The 22,491-nt window shown below is 37.7% G+C and carries 22 protein-coding genes and 1 riboswitch; of the genes, 6 read left to right on the forward strand and 16 right to left on the reverse strand.

Going from position 1 to position 22,491, the window contains the following annotated elements:
* Window positions 1-14 precede the first annotated feature (14 nt).
* Complete coding sequence (locus ACSKT4_RS05965; protein WP_186870453.1) at window positions 15-629, reverse strand: hypothetical protein; 615 nt, start codon at window positions 627-629, stop codon at window positions 15-17.
* Between the two features lie 116 nt (window positions 630-745).
* Between ACSKT4_RS05965 and ACSKT4_RS05970 the strand changes: the two genes are divergently transcribed.
* A complete protein-coding gene (locus tag ACSKT4_RS05970) occupies window positions 746-1,612 on the forward strand; it encodes a YitT family protein (protein WP_465823005.1) in 867 nt (288 codons plus the stop codon).
* 275 nt (window positions 1,613-1,887) lie between these two features.
* Here ACSKT4_RS05970 and ACSKT4_RS05975 read toward each other — a convergent pair whose 3' ends face one another.
* The 3 genes from ACSKT4_RS05975 to ACSKT4_RS05985 form a co-directional block, all read right to left on the reverse strand.
* Window positions 1,888-3,204, reverse strand: coding sequence for a UDP-glucose dehydrogenase family protein (locus ACSKT4_RS05975; RefSeq protein ID WP_465823007.1), 1,317 nt, complete (start codon window positions 3,202-3,204; stop codon window positions 1,888-1,890).
* Complete coding sequence (galU, locus tag ACSKT4_RS05980; RefSeq protein ID WP_465823009.1) at window positions 3,201-4,091, reverse strand: UTP--glucose-1-phosphate uridylyltransferase GalU; 891 nt, start codon at window positions 4,089-4,091, stop codon at window positions 3,201-3,203. Before galU ends, ACSKT4_RS05975 begins: the two co-directional genes overlap by 4 nt.
* 138 nt (window positions 4,092-4,229) lie before the next feature.
* Window positions 4,230-4,589 (reverse strand): hypothetical protein, encoded by a 360-nt coding sequence (locus tag ACSKT4_RS05985; RefSeq protein ID WP_465823011.1) that lies wholly within the window; start codon window positions 4,587-4,589, stop codon window positions 4,230-4,232.
* A 274-nt stretch (window positions 4,590-4,863) separates the two neighbouring features.
* On the opposite strand from ACSKT4_RS05985, the gene ACSKT4_RS05990 reads away from it, so the two are divergent.
* The 3 genes from ACSKT4_RS05990 to ACSKT4_RS06000 all read left to right on the forward strand — a co-directional run bounded on the left by ACSKT4_RS05990 (window position 4,864) and on the right by ACSKT4_RS06000 (window position 7,299).
* Window positions 4,864-6,102 (forward strand): MBL fold metallo-hydrolase, encoded by a 1,239-nt coding sequence (locus ACSKT4_RS05990; RefSeq protein WP_186870458.1) that lies wholly within the window; start codon window positions 4,864-4,866, stop codon window positions 6,100-6,102.
* Window positions 6,103-6,118: 16 nt separating this feature from the next.
* Window positions 6,119-6,382: a DUF3006 domain-containing protein gene (locus ACSKT4_RS05995; protein ID WP_186870459.1), complete on the forward strand. Its 264-nt coding sequence runs from the start codon at window positions 6,119-6,121 to the stop codon at window positions 6,380-6,382.
* 125 nt (window positions 6,383-6,507) lie between these two features.
* On the forward strand, window positions 6,508-7,299 hold the full coding sequence (locus ACSKT4_RS06000) for an SDR family oxidoreductase (RefSeq protein ID WP_186870460.1): 792 nt from the start codon (window positions 6,508-6,510) through the stop codon (window positions 7,297-7,299).
* A gap of 216 nt (window positions 7,300-7,515) precedes the next feature.
* Here the strand turns inward: ACSKT4_RS06000 and ACSKT4_RS06005 are convergent, their stop codons facing one another.
* The 8 genes from ACSKT4_RS06005 to ACSKT4_RS06040 all read right to left on the reverse strand — a co-directional run bounded on the left by ACSKT4_RS06005 (window position 7,516) and on the right by ACSKT4_RS06040 (window position 16,484).
* Window positions 7,516-8,865, reverse strand: a complete 1,350-nt coding sequence (locus tag ACSKT4_RS06005; RefSeq protein ID WP_465823013.1) for a TrkH family potassium uptake protein — start codon at window positions 8,863-8,865, stop codon at window positions 7,516-7,518.
* A 23-nt stretch (window positions 8,866-8,888) separates the two neighbouring features.
* Window positions 8,889-9,545: a potassium channel family protein gene (locus ACSKT4_RS06010; protein ID WP_186870462.1), complete on the reverse strand. Its 657-nt coding sequence runs from the start codon at window positions 9,543-9,545 to the stop codon at window positions 8,889-8,891.
* A gap of 78 nt (window positions 9,546-9,623) precedes the next feature.
* Window positions 9,624-9,775, reverse strand: a riboswitch (cyclic di-AMP (ydaO/yuaA leader).
* Window positions 9,776-9,972: 197 nt separating this feature from the next.
* Window positions 9,973-11,169, reverse strand: coding sequence for an L-2-hydroxyglutarate oxidase (lhgO, locus tag ACSKT4_RS06015; RefSeq protein WP_186870463.1), 1,197 nt, complete (start codon window positions 11,167-11,169; stop codon window positions 9,973-9,975).
* A gap of 186 nt (window positions 11,170-11,355) precedes the next feature.
* Complete coding sequence (locus tag ACSKT4_RS06020; RefSeq protein WP_465823015.1) at window positions 11,356-13,329, reverse strand: TRAP transporter permease; 1,974 nt, start codon at window positions 13,327-13,329, stop codon at window positions 11,356-11,358.
* 15 nt (window positions 13,330-13,344) lie between these two features.
* Entirely contained in the window at window positions 13,345-13,836 is a 492-nt protein-coding gene (locus tag ACSKT4_RS06025) for a DUF1850 domain-containing protein (protein WP_465823017.1), read from the reverse strand.
* Between the two features lie 24 nt (window positions 13,837-13,860).
* Complete coding sequence (locus tag ACSKT4_RS06030) at window positions 13,861-14,835, reverse strand: TAXI family TRAP transporter solute-binding subunit (RefSeq protein ID WP_186870466.1); 975 nt, start codon at window positions 14,833-14,835, stop codon at window positions 13,861-13,863.
* A gap of 339 nt (window positions 14,836-15,174) precedes the next feature.
* Entirely contained in the window at window positions 15,175-16,242 is a 1,068-nt protein-coding gene (locus tag ACSKT4_RS06035; protein ID WP_465823018.1) for an AbrB family transcriptional regulator, read from the reverse strand.
* A gap of 86 nt (window positions 16,243-16,328) precedes the next feature.
* A complete protein-coding gene (locus ACSKT4_RS06040; RefSeq protein ID WP_186870468.1) occupies window positions 16,329-16,484 on the reverse strand; it encodes a hypothetical protein in 156 nt (51 codons plus the stop codon).
* A gap of 476 nt (window positions 16,485-16,960) precedes the next feature.
* Between ACSKT4_RS06040 and ACSKT4_RS06045 the strand changes: the two genes are divergently transcribed.
* Window positions 16,961-17,938 carry a proline dehydrogenase family protein gene (locus ACSKT4_RS06045; RefSeq protein WP_465823019.1) on the forward strand — a complete coding sequence of 326 codons (978 nt, stop codon included), beginning with the start codon at window positions 16,961-16,963 and terminating at the stop codon, window positions 17,936-17,938.
* Between the two features lie 123 nt (window positions 17,939-18,061).
* Here the strand turns inward: ACSKT4_RS06045 and lepB are convergent, their stop codons facing one another.
* The 4 genes from lepB to ACSKT4_RS06065 form a co-directional block, all read right to left on the reverse strand.
* On the reverse strand, window positions 18,062-18,607 hold the full coding sequence (gene lepB, locus ACSKT4_RS06050) for a signal peptidase I (RefSeq protein ID WP_465823020.1): 546 nt from the start codon (window positions 18,605-18,607) through the stop codon (window positions 18,062-18,064).
* A gap of 91 nt (window positions 18,608-18,698) precedes the next feature.
* Window positions 18,699-19,175: a hypothetical protein gene (locus ACSKT4_RS06055; RefSeq protein WP_465823021.1), complete on the reverse strand. Its 477-nt coding sequence runs from the start codon at window positions 19,173-19,175 to the stop codon at window positions 18,699-18,701.
* A 270-nt stretch (window positions 19,176-19,445) separates the two neighbouring features.
* A complete protein-coding gene (locus tag ACSKT4_RS06060) occupies window positions 19,446-20,222 on the reverse strand; it encodes a hypothetical protein (RefSeq protein ID WP_186870472.1) in 777 nt (258 codons plus the stop codon).
* Window positions 20,223-20,237: 15 nt separating this feature from the next.
* Entirely contained in the window at window positions 20,238-20,681 is a 444-nt protein-coding gene (locus ACSKT4_RS06065) for a hypothetical protein (protein WP_465823022.1), read from the reverse strand.
* Between the two features lie 684 nt (window positions 20,682-21,365).
* Between ACSKT4_RS06065 and ACSKT4_RS06070 the strand changes: the two genes are divergently transcribed.
* A complete protein-coding gene (locus tag ACSKT4_RS06070) occupies window positions 21,366-22,481 on the forward strand; it encodes an N-acetylmuramoyl-L-alanine amidase (RefSeq protein WP_465823023.1) in 1,116 nt (371 codons plus the stop codon).
* Window positions 22,482-22,491: the final 10 nt, after the last annotated feature.

Here is a 22,491-nt window from a genome sequence, read left to right on the forward strand (position 1 = left end):
ACCAAACTCCTCTTTCATTTACGGATATAATTTCGTAGTGAATCTATAGTAATTTCTTCTTTAATACCTTCTTTAGCCATTAAATAATCTACTATTTCGTCTTCCCCAAGCCCAAGTTCCATTAATCCACATGCAATGACGTTTAAATAGGGTACGGACGGTTTAGTAAACGTAACATTGCTTATTGGCAGACTACTCGTAAAGGTGAAGATTGGAGCACCGTCTCTCTTCCCTAAGTACACCATGCGATCATACCAACCATGATGAATATCAATATATCCTTTACGCTCTATTTCTATTAAATCTAATTTTACTTGCAATCCATTGTTTTCTTGGGATACAACATCCTGAAATTGTTCTTCCGTTATTAAATACATTCTCCCAATCGTTTTTTCTTCATTCGAAGCATCTGTCCCGATAAATGCTACCCCACCTTCGCCCCATTTACTTCGCTCCTTGGAAAAGTAAAGTGGAAATGGTATATCGATGCGCTTACTATCCTTTGGTGTCGTTTTATCTCGACATCCTTGTTCCGATTGATTCGATCCTGGTGGCTTCCCCCCATAAATATAGGCTAAAAGTCTATCTTTCATCAAATTAGACCCATAACTAGCATACCAAATGTCCATTTTAATACCCCCATTGGATTTACATGATTGTCTACTTTAACAACGCATCATAATGCTATTTCATGTATACTATAAACGTAACATTTTTTTGAAATTTAGTTAAGAAGGTGTATCCAATGGGAAAACAGCATAAAAAGGAATCTATACCTAGTATTATTCGTCGCTATATTATGATGCTCATCGGCGCAACACTAGCAGCTGTGGCTCTGGAATTATTTTTAGTACCAAATACCATTATAGATGGTGGAGTAATAGGTATCTCTTTAATTACAAATAATTTAACTGGATTTAACTTCGGTATTCTAATACTTATCATTAACCTTCCATTCTTAATCGCTGGTTATAAATATATTGGAAAAAGCTTTGTTATTGCATCACTTTTTAGTATCATTGCCCTAGCTTTGATTGAACCAACCTTACACCATGTTCCAGCACTAACAGAGGAACCATTACTTGCGACTGTCTTTGGTGGTCTCATTCTTGGTGTTGGAGTAGGTATCGTTATTCGTAATGGTGGTGCCTTAGACGGTACAGAAATTCTTGGAATTCTCCTTGCTCGCAGATTACCATTTTCAGTTGGCGAATTTGTTATGTTTTTTAATATTTTCATTTTCGCTTGGGCAGGATTTGTCTTAGGATGGGAGCAAGCCATGTTCTCCATCATTACGTACTTTATTGCCTCTAAAGCGATTGACTTCGTTGGTCAAGGACTTACTGGTGATACAAAAGCAGCTGTAATTGTTACTAATGAATATGTCGATGTTGGTGAAGCCATTCAGGAACGTCTTGGTCGTATGATTACAAACCTGTATGGTAAAGGCGGGTACAAAGAAGAGGATAAAGAGGTCATATTTGTCGTCTTAACACGTCTCGAAATAGCTAAATTAAAATCGATTGTATATGAAACCGATCCAAAAGCATTTATAACCATTATTGATGCGCAAGAAGCACATGGTGGCAAATTCAAGAGTGCAATTCATTAAAAAATGGCAGCCTCATATAAGAAGAGGAACTATCTCCATTACCTTTATTGGGGATTTATGTACATCTAGGTAACAGAGGAACTTTCTCTGTTACCCTTTTTTTAGCTCTGCTCGCTCTTTTTGGGCACTGAGGCGCTCTCTCTGTTACCTTTTTCATCGTTACATACACATTTTGGGTACTGAGGTGCATCCTCTGTTACCCTTTTCAACTCTACTTGCTCTTATTGGGTACTGAGCGCTTTTTTAAACTACACATATTAGATAACATCGGCCATTTATTTAACTATCGTTATTGGTATATTCGGTCTACCAATCGAATAGTATTCGATTTGCATTTCAGCCATCACCTCTGGTGCGTAGCAATTTCTCCCATCAAAAACAATTGGTGACTTCATCTGCTTGAAGACCTGAACATCCACCTCTTTAAATTCATCCCACTCGGTTAAAATTAGAGCAGCATCACTATTTCCTAACGCTTCTATCATATTGCTAGCAAAAGTTATCTCTGTATTTAATATTCCTTTTGCGTTGTCCATAGCAACTGGATCATAACAGACAACATGAGCACCTAATTGGATTAAGGATTCCGTAATGATGATAGATGTCGCTTCCCGCATATCATCTGTATTAGGCTTAAAGGATAACCCTAGGACCGTAATTTGTTTCCCTTCAATAGAGTGAAATCGTTCTAAAAGTCTCTCCACTAGAATGGTTTGCCGTTCTTGATTAACTTTTACGACGCCTTCCAATAGTTTAAAATCATAAGCTACATTCCCTGCCAGTTGAATTAAAGCCTTCGTATCCTTCGGAAAACATGAACCACCATAGCCAATTCCTGCTTTCAAAAACGGGTGACCAATCCGCTTATCCATTCCCATTCCCTGTGCAACTAAATCAACATTTGCTCCAACTCGTTCACAAATATTGGCTATCTCATTTATAAAGCTTATCTTTGTCGCTAGAAATGCATTGGAAGCATATTTAATCATTTCTGCACTTCGAATGTCTGTTTTAAATATAGGGATACCAAAGGGCTTATTCACTTCTTCTAGCATCTCAAACGCTTTTAGATTATTAGCCCCAACTACAATTCGGTCTCCTCGAAAAGCATCTTCTATAGCAGAACCTTCGCGTAAAAATTCCGGATTAGAAGCAACATCTACTCTAACGTTATGTTTAAGATTTTCTTGTAAGAGCTGATAAATTCTATCATTTGTTCCTACAGGTACCGTACTTTTCATAACAACTACTACATCATCTCGTATCGTAGTGGCGATTTGTTTTGCTGCTTGTTCAACAAATTGCGTATTAGCAGAGCCATCTTCACTTTCTGGTGTACCGACAGCTATATAGATTACTTGCGCTTGCTCCAATGCGACCTCGTAATCTGTCGTAAAGTATAATCGTCCTTTTGCCATATTTTTAACCATAAGTTCCTCTAATCCTGGCTCCCAGATCGTTACTTTCCCTGTTCTTAATTGCTCTATTTTTCTTACATCGACATCTACACACCGTACATGATGTCCAATCTCTGCTAAACTAACCCCCGTTACAAGCCCCACATAGCCGGTTCCTATCACAGCAATTTTCATCGTGACACCCCGCGGGAGCTATACCGGTCTATCAATTCTTTCAACATTTGCTCCACCTGCTCCCGATGCTCCTTATCCTCTAGGGCGAACTCTACCGTTGTCCGGAGAAAACCTAATTTTTCCCCAACATCATATCGCCTACCTTCAAACTCGTATGCATATACTTGATCTATTTGATTTAGTTGATTAATGGCATCAGTTAACTGTATTTCCCCTCCTGCCCCAGGTGCTTGATACTCTAAAATATCAAAAATGGACGGAGTGAGGACATAACGCCCCATGATAGCTAGATTACTAGGTGCTGTTCCTAGTTTTGGTTTTTCTACAAAACGGTTAACAGCGTGTAGTCTACCTTGATTTTTCCGTGGTTCAACGATTCCATACCGTTCTGTTTCTTCCATAGAAACCTCCTGAACCCCAACAACGGACGAACCTACTTTGTCATATTGGAGCATTAACTGCTTTATTCCAGGAGTTTCTGCACGAACAATATCATCACCTAAAAGAACAGCAAACGGTTCCTCTCCAATAAATTTCCGTGCACACCAAACCGCATGACCTAGTCCCTTTGGTTCTTTTTGTCTAATATAGTGTATTTCTACGTTTGAGGAAGATTGAATTTTCTCGAGCAAGGAAAGCTTTCCTTTTTCTATCAAATTATTTTCCAACTCAAAATTTATATCAAAATGGTCTTCGATTGCTCTCTTCCCTTTACCGGTCACAATAATAATATCTTCTATACCTGCATGCTTTGCCTCTTCTACAATATAATCAATTGTTGGACGATCAATTATTGGTAGCATCTCCTTTGGCATCGCTTTGGTAGCTGGTAAAAATCGAGTACCTAGACCTGCTGCTGGAATAATAGCTTTTTTCACTCGTTTCATCCTGTTCCCTCCATTCCAAATTAACCTTAGTTAAAGTATCCCATTTTACTTTCTGTCAATTGTGAAAATAATGTAATTTCTATGTAAAAATATTATAATGTTGCGTAAACAGAAGAGAGATGACTCACTCTTTATTTCTTACCGAAGCTTTTCTAATAACCCATTTACTCTATTACGTTCCCTATTCGTCCGCTTCCAATCAATAGCTATATCCACGATTTCCCCCTTAGAAAATGCAATATCCAACCAGACATGTGGGATTAGTGCTATATCAAATGCACTCATTTCGACCATCAATTCCAGTTTCGATTCCTCGACTAGGATAACGACGATCTCCCCATCCTCTATTCTGTCAACTACACCTGCTACATGAACTTTTTCTTCTGCTGGTTGACTAAAGGCTTCCATTACTCGTTTTTCCACAAAGATGATTATCAACAATACCTTACCAATCAAGAGAAATAGTAAAAGTACCCTAATTACTTTGCACTTAACCATCTTCATCTCCCCTTTTCCGCTAAGTATGCCAATAACTATTGTAATTTTCATCTTAGTAAAATCTCATTTTGTTAGCTGTATTGATAGATAGTATAATTTTTTAACGCTTAATTAGTCACTTTCTCCTCTGCAAAGTATGAAAAAAATGGAAACATAAGTATTTTCCACTCTTCCTTCATGTTTTCTTTTCAATATTCTCGTACTAGCAGTGTTCTAGATTTCCAGTAGTGAATTTGTTACGATAAACGTAGTATAGAATACTGGGGGAGTAGACTTGTACAAAAAATTAATAGCATCTTTGTTTCTCACAATTATTCTCGCTGCTTGCGGCCAAGGAGCGAACCTAGAAACAAATGAGGATTTAGCAACAGATATAGAAAAAGCCCAAACAGAACCAACCTCTGATCATGTCATACCAGATGAACAAACAGAAGGCCGTCGTAAAGAGCAAGGCGATTCCAAGTCAACGGAAAATCTAGCTGAATTACAGGTTCACTATATAGATGTAGGGCAAGCAGACGCAACATTATTTCAATATGGAAACCACAATATTTTATTTGATGCTGGGGATTGGCGTGGCAATGAAGTAGTAAACTATTTACATTCACAAGGGGTATCTAAGCTCGACCTTGTTATCGGAAGTCATCCGGATGCTGATCATATTGGACAGCTTGCAGATGTAATCAATACATATGAGGTAACTGAGGTATGGTTATCTGGTAACGAAAGTACTTCTAGTACATTCCAACGTGTATTAGAAGCAATCGTTAGTAGTGGAGCAAACTACCATGAACCACGAGCAGGTGAAGAATTTAATATCGGACCTTTAAATTTAAAAGTTCTTCATCCACAGTCTATTACTGGTAAACCAAACGAAGAATCTATTTCTGTACTCTTCACTTATGGTGATGTGAAATTCCTGTTTACTGGTGATGCGGATCGTGATGCGGAAAAACAAATGATGACAGTTGGTTTTGACGTAAATGCTGATATTTTACAGCTAGGCCACCACGGTTCTAGCACTTCCAGTGACCCATCATTTATTAGTGCTGTAAGCCCTGAGATAGCTATTTATAGTGCTGGTGTAGATAACAAATACGGTCATCCACATCGTGAAGTTATTTCATACATCACCAATGCTGGTATTGATTTATACGGAACAGATGTAAATGGCACGATTATTGTAACAACAGATGGAAAAGAATACGCTGTGAAGACGGAAAGAGATGGAACTGTCACAAGTAAAAATAGTTCATCGAATATTAGCTCTGAGAACACTTCTAATTCAAATGAAGCAAGTAAATCGAATGAAGAGGCAAATTCTAGCTGTATTGATATTAACACTGCCTCCTACGAGGAGCTACAGCAAATCATTCATATTAGTTCAGAACGAGCACAAGACTTAATTGACTTACGACCATTCCATTCTGTAAAGGATCTAAAACGGATAAACGGCATTGGAGATGGTAGAATAAAGGATATCGAAGCACAAGGAATGGCCTGTGTTAGCTAACTATTTGGAGGGAAGCATGATGCAAGGAGTCCTAGATCGATTCGAAGGTAATCTAGCTGTCATTTTAATAGAGGAAGATAAAGCTGAACTGATTATACCGAAAGAAAAGCTTCCAGAAGGCAGTCATGTCGACACTATTTTTGAAATGGAGAAACGTAACAGTTCGTATCATATCATTGCAATCAATACGGAAGCAGAAAAAAGGGCAAAAGAAAAGACCACGAATCTATTAGCTCAATTACGGACTAATAGTACTGGAAGTAAGTTTAAGAAAAACTAGATGAATCGGTGCTAAGCGCCGATTTTTTTAGGCTTAGTATTATTCCAAGATGACTCTTCACTCGGCTATAATATGCTTCCCCTATGTTATAATTATGTTAACTGAAATACGAGGAGGTAATACATATGGACCTTGGCTTGAAAGGAAAATCTGTCATTGTAATGGCTGCCAGTAAAGGACTTGGAAAAGCTACCGCACTTCAGTTTGCACAAGAGGGGGCACATGTCATTATTTCAAGTCGTCATGAAAGCGATTTAAAAGCTGCTGTCTCTGAAATTCAAGAATTCACGTCAAACAACCATGTATCCTACAAAACCTGTGATGTAACAAACCCAGCTGATATTAAAGAATTAGTACAATTCGCAATCGAAAGTAACGGAAAGATTGATGTATTAGTAAACAATGCAGGGGGACCTCCAGCAGGCGGATTCGAACATTTTGATGATGAGGCATGGCAGAACGCATTTGAATTAAATTTGCTTAGCTATATTAGAGCAATACGTGAAGTTCTACCCTATATGAAACAACAAAGAAGTGGTCATATTATTAACTTCACCTCATCATCCATTAAACAAACATTAGACAATCTTATCTTATCGAATACATTCCGTGCAGGGGTAGTTGGATTAGCAAAGAGTCTCTCTCAGGAGCTAGCCCAGGACAATATTTTAATTAACACCCTTGGACCAGGGCGGATTGCTACTGAACGTGTGGAGCACCTAGATACGGTCCGTGCTGAACAGCTTGGTGTAACCTATGACGAAGTAAAATCATCAACTGAGAAGAGTATCCCGATTGGTCGCTACGGGAATCCAGAAGAATTCGCTAAACAAGCTGTTTTTCTATGTTCTGCTGCGAATACCTATGTAACTGGACAAACCTTGCTAGTTGACGGTGGATTAGTTAAAGCGTTATAAGAGTTGGACTTGATTACATGTTTGATCGCAAAAGCCCAATGATACTCTAGTGTATATCGGGCAATTCCCATAGATTAAAGGATAGGCCTTAGGTGACCTCTTCTCAGAGACGCTCACCTAAGGCCTGGCTACCATACAGCAAAAATTTTCACAAACGATTATTGTCTATATACTAAAACACTTAGCTTACATTGCATGATATGTTTCCTATCCTCATTATCCAACAATAATGCGTTCCGTCGGATAATGATAGTTAATATCCTTTTTATTACCATGGAAGATAAAGATAAAGGATAAAATCCCAATCCTTCCAATAAACATCAATGCAATAATTACCACTTTCCCAATCAAACTTAGTTCTGGTGTTATCCCCATCGATAATCCAGTCGTACCAAATGCAGAGCTTGCCTCAAATACAATTTGCATGAATGTAAAGCTTTCCGTAGCAGATAGAATTGCCACTCCAATAAAGCAAATAATCATGGCAAGGAAACTAACCACAACCGATTTTCGAATATCAACTTCATGTATTTCACGTCCAAATACCTTTATATTCTTCCTTCCTTTAGCGAAAGAAAAAATTAATAACAGGATAACTGCAAATGTTGTGGTTCTTATTCCACCTCCTACAGAACTCGGAGATGCTCCAATAAACATTAAGAAAGATAGCACTAGTAATGTTGGGTTAGAAAACAGACTGACATCCATCGTTGCTAAGCCACCATTTCTCGTAGTAGAGGATTGAAATAATGCATAGAAGAAGGATTCATGCCAGCTTTTATTTGCAAAAAAGTGATTGGCTTCAAATAACAGAATAACAATCGTTCCAAAAGCCATTAAAGCAAAAAAAGTAATTGTCGTTAATTTCGTATATAAAGAAAACCGAATTGTAGAATTGCTCTTACTATGCTTAATAAAATCCTTTACCTCGATTAAAACGGGAAAACCAATTGCCCCTAAAGTTAACAATATAATAGTAATCAATTGCACAAAGTAATCCTTAGCAAAAGGAATGAGGGAGCTTCCAGTAATATCGAATCCTGCATTCGTTGTCGCACTTACAGAAGCAAATAACCCTTGTAAATAGGCTTCCTGCCAGGTAGGGAAATAGTTAAGAAAATAAGTTCCTAAGATAATGGCTCCAATAAATTCGATTAACAATATAATGGCCAATATTTGCTTCATCAGCTTAACTAAACCTGATAATTGGGATTGATTTTGATCGGTTCCTATTAATCTTCTTTCTTTCAAACCAATCTTTTTACCTATTAATAACCAAAAAAAGGTACCAAGTGTCATAATACCAATTCCACCGAATTGAAGGATAAAAAGTAAAATGAATATTCCTGGTATGCTAAAGGTATCTGCTGTATTCACTACAGACAAACCAGTAACGCTCACTGCGCTAACTGCTGTGAACAGAATATCTAAAAATGACCAATCAACTCCTGTTTTCACTGTAAAGGGTAAACTAAGCAAACAAACGGAGATTGCTACAGCTACCACATAAAATAGTACGATTATCTGTGAAGGACTTAATTCATGCTTTTTTACTATCGTTAACATACTGCATCCCCCAATTTGCTATACTACATTCCCTTATCTTCTAAACGCTTTAGACTCTTATTATTCCCCATCACTACCATTACATCTCCTTCATGAATCCTATCATTAGGTGCTGGAGATACATTAACCTGTTCACCACGTTTAATTGCAAGAACGTTGCAACCATATTTTGCACGGATATCTAGTTGAATTAGACTTTTATTCGATATTTTACTCGTAGCTCTTAACTCTAAAATACTATAATCCTTCGACAAGCCAATATAATCTATAATTTTATCCGAGTCTAGTTGATTTGCAATTCGAATCCCCATCTCCTCCTCTGGGTTAATGATTCGATCTGCCCCAACCTTCTCCAAAACCTTCTGATGCTGGGTGTTTTGCGCTTTTACCCAAATATTTTTAACCCCTATCTCTTTAAGAATTAACGTACAGAGTATACTCGGTTGGATTTTTTCACCGATGGCAACGATAGCATAATCAAAATTTCTTACACCTAATGCTCTCAGTTTATCTTCATCCGTTGCATTCGCAACAACGACATGTGATGCATAATTCGAGTTAGCTCTAACATTTTCTGCATCATTATCGATACCTAGTACATCGTGACCTAATTGATACAACTGTTTACAAACACTACTTCCAAATTGGCCCAAGCCAATCACTACAAATTGTTTTTTCATTAATGCCTCTCTTTCCATCAACACCAAAAAAGACCATTTCAAATAGAATGGTCTTCGGTTAAATCCCGGACCCTTCTCTCAGAAATTACGTAACGCTTACGAGGTTAGCTGTCGGATTAGGGATTGAGAGTACCCCCTCTTACCTTAGTAAGATTCACCCCTTCAGATGGTCTAGTAAACCATCCGTATTGGTTCCCCCGTTCAAGAAACAGATTCAGCGATTATAAGGTGTCATTCGATTAAATTCAACATAATAAAGAAAAAATACTCCTGTTTCCTATGATTGTCAACACCTACACGAAATTTTATTTTTTACTATCTTCTCATCTTCCTTCTAAATACAAGCCTACTATTATCCATAAGATGAATTAACATAGCATCTCCCTACTCTTAATCCTAATTAAAAAAGGACCAACTCAGGTCCTTCTCATACTCCTAAACGTACCCCTACCCGACTAGCAATTTCCTTGCCAATTTCCAAACTAGCAGTCGCTGCAGGGGATGGCGCATTACATACATGAACACTATTCTTACCACCAATAATAAAGAAATCATCAAATAACTTCCCGTCACTTCCTAGAGCTTGTGCTCTAACGCCTGCTGGGGCTGGAACTAAATCATCTTCTTCAATACTCGGAAGAAGCTGATTTAAGTTATCTACAAACCTTTTCTTACTCACCGACCTACTCATCTCCTCCATCCCTTCTTTGAGATAGGTTAATCCTAGCTTCCAAAAACCTGGATAAGATATAATCTCACCAAAATCTTTCCAATCAAACGATGCCTTAAAATATGCCTCTCGCTTAAATCCAGGTACAGCATTCGGCCCTACTTCTACTGTTCCGTCGATCATTCTCGTAACATGTACACCTAAAAATGGAAAATTCGGATTGGGAACTGGGTAAATGAGATTCCTTACAACATGACGCTTCTCTTCCTTTAGCTCAAAATATTCACCACGAAACGGAAATATTTTCACATCAACATGATACCCTGCCATTCTCGCAATTCGGTCACTATGTAAACCAGCACAATTCACTAGGAATCTAGTAGAATACGTATTATTTCTTGTTTCTACTATAACCTCATCTTCTCTTTCGTCTACAAAGACTACCTCAGCTTTCGTAATAATTTCCCCACCAAGTGAGCGGATTTGACGCGCCATTACCTGTGATATCATTGCATAATCTACTATTCCAGTAGAAGGTATGAAAATCCCGCCTACTCCGGCAACATAAGGCTCCTTCTCTAGTAATTCATCTTTGGTCAGCCAGGTTACCTCTAGACCGTTGTGCTTTGCTCGTTCAAACAACCTGCCTAGTTCTGGCATCTCTTCTTCATTTTTTGCAACAATGATTTTCCCACAAATATCATGCGGGATATCATGCTCCTCGCAAAATTTTCGAATACTTGCATTTCCTGCCTTGGCAAATCGAGCCTTGTAACTACCAGGCTTATAATAAATTCCGGAATGAATGACACCACTGTTATGACCAGTCTGATGCTGCGCTACATCCGATTCCTTCTCTAGGATAGCTAAATTGGATCCTGGATATCGTTCTAACAGTGCTAGCCCTACAGATAATCCTACAATACCTCCACCTATAATTAAAAAGTCATTCATCATAAGCCCTCCTATACATTAAGTTGATCGAATCAGTATGAATTTAGAAGCAATTATTATTGGTCCTATACGCAGCATGAGCGCTAGTATTTTATGTACACTTGTAAATACCAACCTCTGCTTAATACATCACTGCCCTAGTTAAAATAGAAGGGATGTCGCGCTATGACATCCCAGCATGTTGCCTTATTTAGCTATTTTTTCTTCTTCATGAGCACTTGTTACTCGCTTCTTGACTATGAATTGGACGATAACAACTAATGCTAGTAATCCGAGTCCAATAGTATCGGTTAATACCCCTGGTATCACTAAGGTTACAGCGGCCATGATGGTGATCACTCTTAATGGCCATACCATCGTAGTCATAAAATATCCTTCTAGACCTGCTCCTAATGCTATGACCCCAATAGCTGCCGTTGTTGCCACCCATGCAATCTCCCATCCATTGGTACCCTGCATCAACAATTCAGGTGAGTAGACAAATATATATGGTACTAATACCCCTGCTGCCGCAAGCTTGAGGGAGATAAATCCGGTTCGATTCGGATTACCACCAGAAATACCCGCTCCCGCAAAAGCCGCTAACGCTACAGGTGGTGTTAAATTCGCTAGTATTCCAAAATAGAATACAAACATGTGGGATACAAATGGCTCAATACCAAATTGTACTAGGGCAGGTGCAGCCATAGATGATGTGATGATATAAGTCGGAATAGATGGCAATCCCATTCCAAGTATAATCGAAGCAATCATCGTAAAGAACAAGGTTAGGATTAACGTATCCTGCCCAAGAATAAGAATGGCGGATGTCATTTTTAATCCAAACCCAGTCAATGAGGCAACCCCAACAATAATACCGACCATCGCACAAGCCATTGCCACACCAACAGCACTACGAGTTCCATCCTCTAGTGCACCAATAATCCCTATAATACTTAATCGAGTCTTCTTCCTTATCATTGCAATGACGATCGTTGTAATGATTGCCCATGCTGCTGCATAAATCGGTGTATAACCGCTAAATAGCATATAAATTAATACAATTAATGGGATTAGTAAATGGCCTCTCTCTTTCATGACTTCTATTAAACTAGGAAGCTCCTCACGAGTGAGTCCGCGTAAACCACGCTTTTTTGCACGCAAATGGACCACGGTGATGACACCCATATAGTAAAGTATCCCAGGTAAAATCGCTGCAAGTGCAATATCACTATATTTCATGCCTAATGTTTCTGCCATAATAAAGGCTGTTGCTCCCATTACCGGTGGAAGTACTTGCCCACCAACAGATGCAGCCGCCTCTACCGCGCCTGAAAAATTGTTTGAATAACCCGTCCGTTTCATTAATGGAATGGTAAAAGAACCGGTCGTGACAACGTTTGCTATCGCAGACCCATTTATTGACCCTAAAAATCCACTCGAGATAACCGATACTTTCGCTGGCCCTCCAGCCGTATGACCAGAAATCGCCATGGCAGTATCATTGAATAGCTGACCTAAGCCAGTTCGATTTAGAAATGCCCCAAACAAAACAAACAGAAAAATATAGGTAGCAGACACACCAATCGCTGTACCAAATATTCCTTCCGTCGTCAAATACATGTATGTGGTAATATCCTCAATTGAATACCCACGGTGGGCAATCAGTCTAGGAAGATATGGACCAAAATAAGCATACAATAAAAACAATGCACTTAAGACCGTTAACCCAATACCAACTACGCGCCGACCACCTTCCAGCACGAGAATAACAATTAATAGACTAAACAAGAAGTCACTCGTGTTCGGCAGCCCTGCTCGGTTAACAATCCCCATATAATCAGTAAAGATATATACAATGGTAGCAACCGCCATGATTGCTAGCAAAAAGTCAATTACTGTTGCACGTTGCCGGGGTGCTTTTTTACGAGAAGGATAAAGTAAAAATACAAGCACTAAAATCACACCGGTATGTAAAGCTCGGTGCTTTAATGTGACTAATGGTCCAGTAAACGATGTAATGAGATGAAAAAGTGCTAATCCAACTGCAATAAATGTAACAAGACGAACCATCCAAGGAATATTAAAATTCCGGAATCTGGATTCGGTATCATATTTTTCTATTAGCTTCTTTTGTTCTTCCGTTGATAATTCTTCTACCGGCCTTACCGCCTCACTCATTTGGCCCATCCCTCCTTAAGAAATAAGACTTATCCTAATCCAATCAAAAAGTGTGATTGATTTATAATGAATTTGTATATGATGATAATCTGGAACGATTTTTTTTAGAGGGTAACTGGTTGTCCCATCTGCTAAGGAATAATCCGAAATAGGGACATAATAAAGAGAATAAAAAGGTATTTCCCGTTTTATTCCTGTTACACGGACATATCCATCAGCTAGAAATTCCACCATCCCATCGGTATCTGGTGTACCAGCCCCATAAGACTGATAGATAGTCTCCGATAACGATAAAGAATGATCATCGTTGATGGTATAGGTTTCCTGCCACGGGGTTAATTCAACCGAATGACGCCACCCTATGGTGAGTGTTCTTCCTTCCCATGGGATAAAGTGATAAGGTTTTCCTTCTAGATTAGTAAGTAAAATTCCAGATTGTACTGGAACCAGGAAGATTCCAGTAACAATCAGTAGAATAATAATGAAATAGATTAATTTTTTCTGCATTCTTATTCCTACTTAAGCTTTGATTTATTCTGTAATCCCTTGCTCGTCAAAATATTTTTTTGCTCCTGGATGTAGTGGAGCTGGTAGGTTCTGTAATGCATTTTGGATATCAATGTCCTTGGCCGCATTATGTGTATCCTTCAGTGTATCTAAATTCTCGTAAATTCCTTTGGTCAGTGCATATGCAACATCATCTGATACATCCTTATGTGTTAGGAGTACATTGTTTACACCAATAGTTGGTGTATCAGCATCTAGATCATATACATCAGCCGTAACAACCGCAGGGAAGAAGGCAGGATATTTCTCTTGCATTTCTAACACTTTATCTTCTGCAATTTCTACAACCACGATATCATTAGTGGTTTGTAGCTCCATTACCCCTGCATTCGGTAAGCCAGAAGAAATAACAACAGCGTCAATGTTTCCATTCTTAATTCCTTCTACACCTTCTGCGAATGATAGATAATCTTCATTTATATCGTCATAACTCATTCCATATGCTTCTAATACACGCTTCGCACTAATTTCCGTCCCGGAAGCAGGTGCACCTACTGCAACACTTTTCCCCGCTAAGTCTTCCACCGTTTTGATCCCTGATTCCACAGTAGCTACTATTTGTAAATAGTTAGGATAAAGTGAAGCGATAGAGCGAATATTTTCTTGTGCACCCTGTTCTTCAAAGCTGTCTATCCCTTCATATCCATCCGCTGCTGCATCCCCCATAGAGAACCCTATTTCTGCGTCCCCCTTATTAAGAGTAGTTATATTTGCCGAACTTGCAGCAGTGGATTGGCTATTTGCATTCGCCCCCATATCCTGATAAATTTTGGCCATTGCACCACCTAATGGATAATATACCCCTGATGACCCACCTGTGAGAACGGTTACAAATTCACCATCAAGTGCATTATCTCCTGTTCCACCAGTACTGTCTCCACAAGCACCTAATACCAATACAAGTGAAAGAAACATACTAAAAAATATTGTCTTCTTCATCATATTCCCTCCATATTTATTAATATATAAATTCCTATGTATTAGGAACTTACTAAAATACTTCCAACCATAGTAAACGATTACACAAATTATAAAAAACCATCATAAAAAAGAGTCATTTTTGATGTCTCCCTAAGATGGTTTTACCGCTAACAAATAGAAAAGTTTTAATATGCTGTTTATTTATTTCATACTGTTCATAATAATACATTTATTTTCAATTGTAAATAATTTTTAGTTTATATTGTTTGCTGTATGAAAGTTGTTAACAAAAAGAGAACTCCCCCTTTATGGAAGTTCTGAATATATTTTTAATCGCTTATTAAACTACCGAGATATTTATTCCGTTCTCTCTTTCACACCTACTTTTCTAGTAAACCACCACTTAAGCGATATAGGTACTAGAAGTACAATTATTAGTATTCTAGTTATCTGTAGGGCACTTACAACAGCTGGATCTCCACCTACATTATAAGCGGTTAACACCATTTCAAAGAACCCTCCAGGTGCAATTCCGAGCATAGCTGTTGCATAATCTAGCGAAGTAAAGGCAGCAAGTAATATCCCTAATCCAAATGAAATAGTAATAATCGTAACAGAAAGACCAAAATATACAAACGTATATTTACCACCAATTTTTAAATGATCAAATAAGATATTTTTCCCTAAGCTTGCGCCAATTGCTACCTGGCCTGCATTCATGACCATTGATGGCACCGAATTTAAATCAATCGGACTAATATTCATAATGGACGTAACACCAAGGGCACCAATGATAATTCCAGCTGGTATTTTCTTTCTTAAAAAAATGGCAGCAGCAATGGGGATCAGTAACCATAAATAACTCCATCCACTGCCTAATATCATATCCCTTGTTACACGTTGAAAACTCCCATCACCGGTATTACCAAGGAAATATACCATAAATGGGGGAATAGTAAATAATACCGTAATCAATCGAATCGTCTGAAAAATGACGACTAAAGAAGGATTTGCCTTTAATGATTCGCTGGCAATAGCCATTTCCGAAAGCCCACCAGGAATACAGGAGAAAACACTAGTTACCTTATCAACATGAATCCATTTTGTTACTAGTGTACCAAGAATTATACAAGCTATGATTAATATACAGGTTACAACTATGTATGGGAGAAGGTACGGAATTACCGTTAGTAGTGTTTGCTTTGTAAAATATAAGCCAAAGTATACGCCTAGAATAATAAAACCTGTATCGCGTATAGAATTTGGAATACATAAAGTCCGTTTTGTAAGACCTTGCCATAGCATCACAAAGGTCAAGGATCCTAATACCCATGGAAGTGGCGCGTTTACCAAATAAAACAATGAACCACCTAAAACCGCAACAATAGTAGCCTCAAGAAGTGAATAATAATCTTTTGAAGACATGGTATGTACAAACCCCTTTGGATGTAATAGTAAACTCTATCTACTAATTTACCATTTAATCTTAAATAGAACTAGATATGCATTTCTCAACTTTCCTCCGTAATAGGTGCTGGTAGAGTTGAGTATGATGCGCCCTTTTCATTTTCAGATGCGACCAATTTCGTATTTGATGCTCCCTTTTCGTTATCAGATGAGCCCATTCTCGCATTTGATGCTCCCTTCTCGTTATTAGATAGGCCCATTCTCGATTATGATGCTCCCTTTTCGTTATCAGATGCGACCATTCTCGTATTAGATGCTCCCTTCTCATTTTTAGATAAGCCCTATTTCGTATTTGATGCTCCCTTCTCATTTTCAGATAAGCCCTATTTCGCATTTGATGCTCCCTTCTCATTTTCAGATAAGCCCTATTTCGCATTTGATGCTCCCTTCTCATTATTAGATGAGCCCTATTTCGTATTTGATGCTCCCTTCTCGTTATCAGATGAGCCCTATTTTAAATATGATGCTCCCTTCTCATTATTAGATAAGCCCATTCTCGCATTTGATGCTCCCTTCTCGTTATCAGATGCGCCCATCCCTGAATTAGATACTCCCTTTTCAACACCATATGCGCCCACCCCCTCAGCAATATATTGCACGCAATATCTCACAAGAAGTGACAGAAAACCCTATTATCCGATATAATAAAAGAAAAATAGTAAATGAGGTATGCATGATGAATTTAAAGGATTTCTTCATCGGGATGTCACAAAATCAATTTTTAAACAATGCCGCAAAAAAATATGGTTTAAAATTAGGTGCTCAATCCGTTGTAGCCGGTACCAATATTGAAGAAATGATTCAAAGTGTAAAGGAATTAAACCGTCATGGCATCTCCGCAACAATTGATAACTTAGGAGAATTTGTTACAGAAAAAGAAGAAGCATTAAAAGCGAAGCATCAGATTCTGGAAGTGATTGAAGCTATCCGAGTAAATGAAGTGGATGCACATATTTCATTAAAGCCTACTCAGCTTGGACTGGATATTGATTATGAGTTTTGCAAACAAAATCTAGTAGATATTGTATCAAAAGCAAAAGAGTATGATATTTTCATTAACTTTGACATGGAGGACTATGGTCACTTGAAGCCTTCCTTTGACCTAATTGATGAGCTTTCTACAGATTTTGATAACATTGGTACGGTTATCCAAGCATACTTTTTTGAGTCCGTTAAAAACATTGAAAAATATAAGGATTATCGCCTACGTATAGTGAAAGGTGCTTACAAAGAGCCTGAAACTGTTGCATTCCAGGATAAGAAAGATATTGATCAGAACTTTCTTAAATTAATCGAATATCACTTACTAAGTGGGAAATTCACATCAATTGCAACGCATGATCATCACATTATTAATCATGTAAAGCAATTCGTAAAAGAAAACGACATTCCATTGGACAAGTTTGAATTCCAAATGCTTTACGGCTTCCGTAAAGACATGCAATTGGAATTAGCAAAAGAAGGTTACAACTTCTGTACGTATGTTCCATTCGGAGATGATTGGTATGGTTACTACATGCGTCGTCTTGCAGAGCGTCCTCAAAACATGAACTTAATGGTGAAGCAAGTTTTCAACAAGAAAACCAATACAGTACTTGGGGTTGCAGCAGGTGCATTTATTCTTGGCAGATTAAGTAAACGTAAAAAGAAATAAATAGAAAAATCCTTTAGCCATTTTGCTAGAGGATTTTTTAATAGATTGTAAATGGAGTAGCTTATTCCGTCAGTATCCCACCTAGATAGTTAACTTACCACTTCACACCTATCCTATTTGGTACTATTTATTCAATGCCATAGAAAATGGAAAAAGAGAAATCAATACTTTTCCTTGGATAGTGCTTTTATGAATCGGTCCCACATTACTACTCCTACTATCTAAGCTTTCACCAGGAGTACGATTATCTCCCACTACAAAATAAGCATCCTTAGGAACCACTACCTCTTCCATGTCATTAGAAGCACCCATCCTATATGGTTCGTTCATCATCTGGCCATTTACAACTATCGAACCATCCTGAATCATAATGCGATCATTCGGTAAACCGATTACTCGTTTGACCACATCAAATCCATTATGGTCGCGATAAATAATAATATCATGTCGATCCACAGTAAAAAAGATATTACTTGATAATACTACATTTCCATTTTCTAGTGTCGGGTTCATAGAATCCCCGGAAATAACAATGAAACCAATAACATACCGAAAAACTAAAAAAGCAATTACTAAACAAAAAATAAAGCCTATCCAACCTAACCTGCTATCATTACGTTCCTTTTCACTTTCATTCTTCCTATCTTCCATTACGATACTTGTTTCCAATAGCATCACCTACCAATGGTGAGATTCTGTATACGTTCTATTCCCATATCAAAGAGGTCCTTGAACATGTTTCATAGAATTGAATTACATTTTAATTAGCATCATTAACTTGTAATTCTCCACAATCGATAAGTTGACTGGTATCTTTCTTGCCTAATACGATGTCCATTTCTATTTCTGTCTTTGTTATGAGACAATTTAACTTTTCTATTAATACTTGGTCCGCTTCTACACTAACATCATAATTAGAAATTAATTGATCCGCATAGTCTATTAATTCTTGTTTCCGTTTTGTTTTCTCTTCTTCTAGGAATACTTCATACTGGCTTTCGGCTGATTGAATCGCTTCGTGTATTTCGCTCTTTAGACGAGTTGTCTGCTTTTCTTTTTCCTGAGAAATCGTCCTCTCTATTTCCTCCATAGAAGCGGACTGCTTATCATCAAGCCAATTCTTTAACATATAGGCAATATCCTCGTTAGCAAATACTACCTTCACACTACTTATCATAATAATTAGGACGATTCCAATTCCGATTATTGGTAAATATAATTTGTTGTCTTTCTTCATATATATACCTCCTTAGAAAAACTCGCATTTGCTCGTCCTTTAGCGAATGTATTCTTTGTTTACGTTGGCTGTAAAAGGTTTCTACCTTCCTATCTGCCAATAGAAAGGGATGTCCCGTCCGTCTGACCCTCTCTGTGGAGTGAGGCCCTATTCAGAGACATCCGTATTGTTAGAAAAACTCGCATTCGCTTGTCTTGTAATAAATGTGTTCGCTTTTTTTATCCTGGCAGGAAAGGATTTTATTCTTTTCTATCTGACTCGAAATTCTTCCTAGTTGATACCATTCACTACATCATCAAGAGCAGCTTTTGCTTGATCTTCCAATTGCTGTGCATGAGCAATTATAATTTGTTCTTGCTCTTCTACTAATCCATCAAGTAATGATGTTACCGATTCTCTTAAGTCCTCAATAGCCCAATCGATTTGATTTTGTAAATTTCTAATGGTAATTTCTTCTTGCGTATCTAATGCTTGAGCAAGCTGTTCTTGGGCCTGCTGTATTGCTTCTTCTAACTCTTGTACAGCCTGATCCCTAGCAGTATTTATATCTGATGTCATGGTCGCCATCGCTTCTTGTCCAAGTTCACCAGTATAAGCAGTTAAATCATTATTCGCATAATCTAACCCCTCCTGCTGAACACGTTGGATTTCAAAATAACCATCTAGAAATACATTGTAGAACTCTAGCCCAATTCCCGCTAAAATTGCTTGCTCTTCTTCGCTCAACGATTCCAAATGACTTATTTTCGCATTAATGATTTCTGATAAGGACTTACCTGTTTCAAGTTCTCTCGTTAAATCAATATCCATTTGTGCTGTAGCTTTTAATTGTTCATATTCTGCTTGTAATCCTGGGAGCTTGCTTTGACCATATTCTTCTACACTCGCCTCAATATTCTCTACCGTGTTAGAAAACATACCTTCATACCAGGCACGAAGCTGTGCACCAGCATCCGTATTGGCAAGTGCAATTCCTGATCCTGCAACGATTCCAACCGCAGCTACCCCTACTAATAATTTCTTTTTCAACCCTTTACGTACTTTCATCATTAATCTCCCCTTTTATTCTAAAATAGTTGAACGATTGCTTTTCTGATTCCGAACTAATAATTGACTCAAATAATCGACTACTTCTGCTTCAATCTCTAGACTTAATTCATTACTCTTTTCTTTCGACATCTGTTCATATGGTTCATCTAAAGATATAGTTAGCGCATCGATTACCGAAAGATAGCTTTCCTTATATTGTTGTACGCGTACCTCCGTCATGTTCGATGTATCTTTATGCAACTCGGTTAGTTTGTCCTTTATCTGATTTAGATGCTGTTCTTGTTGATCCTTTAAATGGTCCGTGATGGCAACTTCCCTTTGGAACATCCTATTTTCTAGGTTATGGATAGCCGTGCTTACGTTCTTTTTGTCAAAAGAGAACGCCCCATATACGGATACTTGAAATGCTGCTATCAACGAGATCATGACAAGGAAGCTGACTAGTATTTTTTTCATTTATCACCCGACCTTTCTATTAAGAAACTACTATATTTTTATACTCCTATGACTCAATGCCCCTATATTAACAGAAAAATTTGAATAGTGAATCGTTAGAAAATACCATTTACTAGATAGTCTAATAGCTTTATTTAGACTGCCGAAAAACAGAAGATCATGTTGAACATAGCGTAGCGTAAAAAATAATTTGTAATGTTTTCATGTAAACAGCAGAAAAAGGAGTATATATTTAGCTTTTCTGATTCAAATGAACTACACCACTAGCCTAAACTAATAAAATGCTACTAGATAACTTGCCCTAACTCCTTTATAATTGTCTACTTCATTATCCTAGAGCTTATGTCCTATCATGTTATTTTTTGGAATTTTATCGTTGTTATCTCATGTTTTACAGCGTTTTCGACAGAACTTGTATAGCGAACGTTACCATTTTATATAAAGCTGTTAGTAAAATATGGACTAACCGTGTTCAACCACTCCTACATAAGTAATAGTTCCACTTAATAGAGCGAGTCTAATTAACTAGGTAAGAGAGACGTTAAACCACTTCTTTTCACCTAAAAAAATAAAAACTTACCCATTTATGTTTAAATCTATTATTTTCTGACCATCCTTTCTACTAGATTCATAATTTACGAAAGGGATTGAGAGAATATGAGAAAAGTTGTCAATACTATTTGGATGACAGGGTTTATGCTTATGTTATTTTCTTTTATATCCGTAACAAATGCACATGCAGAAATTGCCGAGAATGACCATGTTAAATTATTTGAAGTTCAAGCAGAGTCCATTATGAGAACCGCTCCTAATCATGATGCTGATGTTATCGGAACATTAGTGGAAGGAGATAGACTAAGAACATTCGAAGAGCAGAATGGATGGGTCAAAACTTTCTTCGATGGGGAGCCTGTTTGGGTATATGGAAAGGAACTTCTATTAATCGAAGAAACGATAGAAGTGGAAAATGATGATAGTTTACTAGAAGACAGTGACACGATAACAGAGGAAGAAAGTGAAATAGAAGAAAAAGAAACAGAAGAAGTGAAGGAGGAATCTGAAGAAAAAGCAAAAGTTAAGGATGACATGAAAGAGACAGCCGAGGAAGATGATACATCCACACAGATAGAGGATAATTTTAATCACTATACACTTGACCATGTCACGGAAACATTAGATTATTTGCCAATGGGATATATTCAACAAAATCACATGCAGATTTCAGAAGACACCATTACCGTTAGAAAACATCAATTAAATGGCTATAACATTTTGATTGATCCAGGCCACGGTGGCAAGGATTCTGGAGCAGTAAATGATGGCGTACGTGAAAAAGATTTGACCCTATCTACTGCAACAAAGCTAGCCAATCACTTAGAAGCAGAAGGGGCAACAGTAAACTTTACTAGAGCAGATGATACGTTTATTACTCTTGAAAATCGGGCGTATCAAAGTAACGCCCATGAAACAGATGTATTCATCAGTCTACATTATGATTACTTTAACGATCCAAAGGTAAATGGTATTAATACGTATTATGCTAACACGAATACAAGTAAGGAGCTTTCTGAGAAAATTCATTCCGCATTAGTTGGAGAACTAGATATGACAGACAGAGGGATTAGGCAAGAGGACTATTATGTTCTAAAACATAATCAAAATCCCGCTGTACTGCTGGAACTTGGTTTTATATCAAACCCAAGTGATTTGGAGAAGGTTCAAACCGACGAATACCAAACAGAGGTTGCCGAAGCAATTACAAACGGTTTAGTAGAATATTTTGATGCTCAGAATGAGTGATCTATATCAT

The organism is Ornithinibacillus liuyingii, assembly GCF_055550225.1.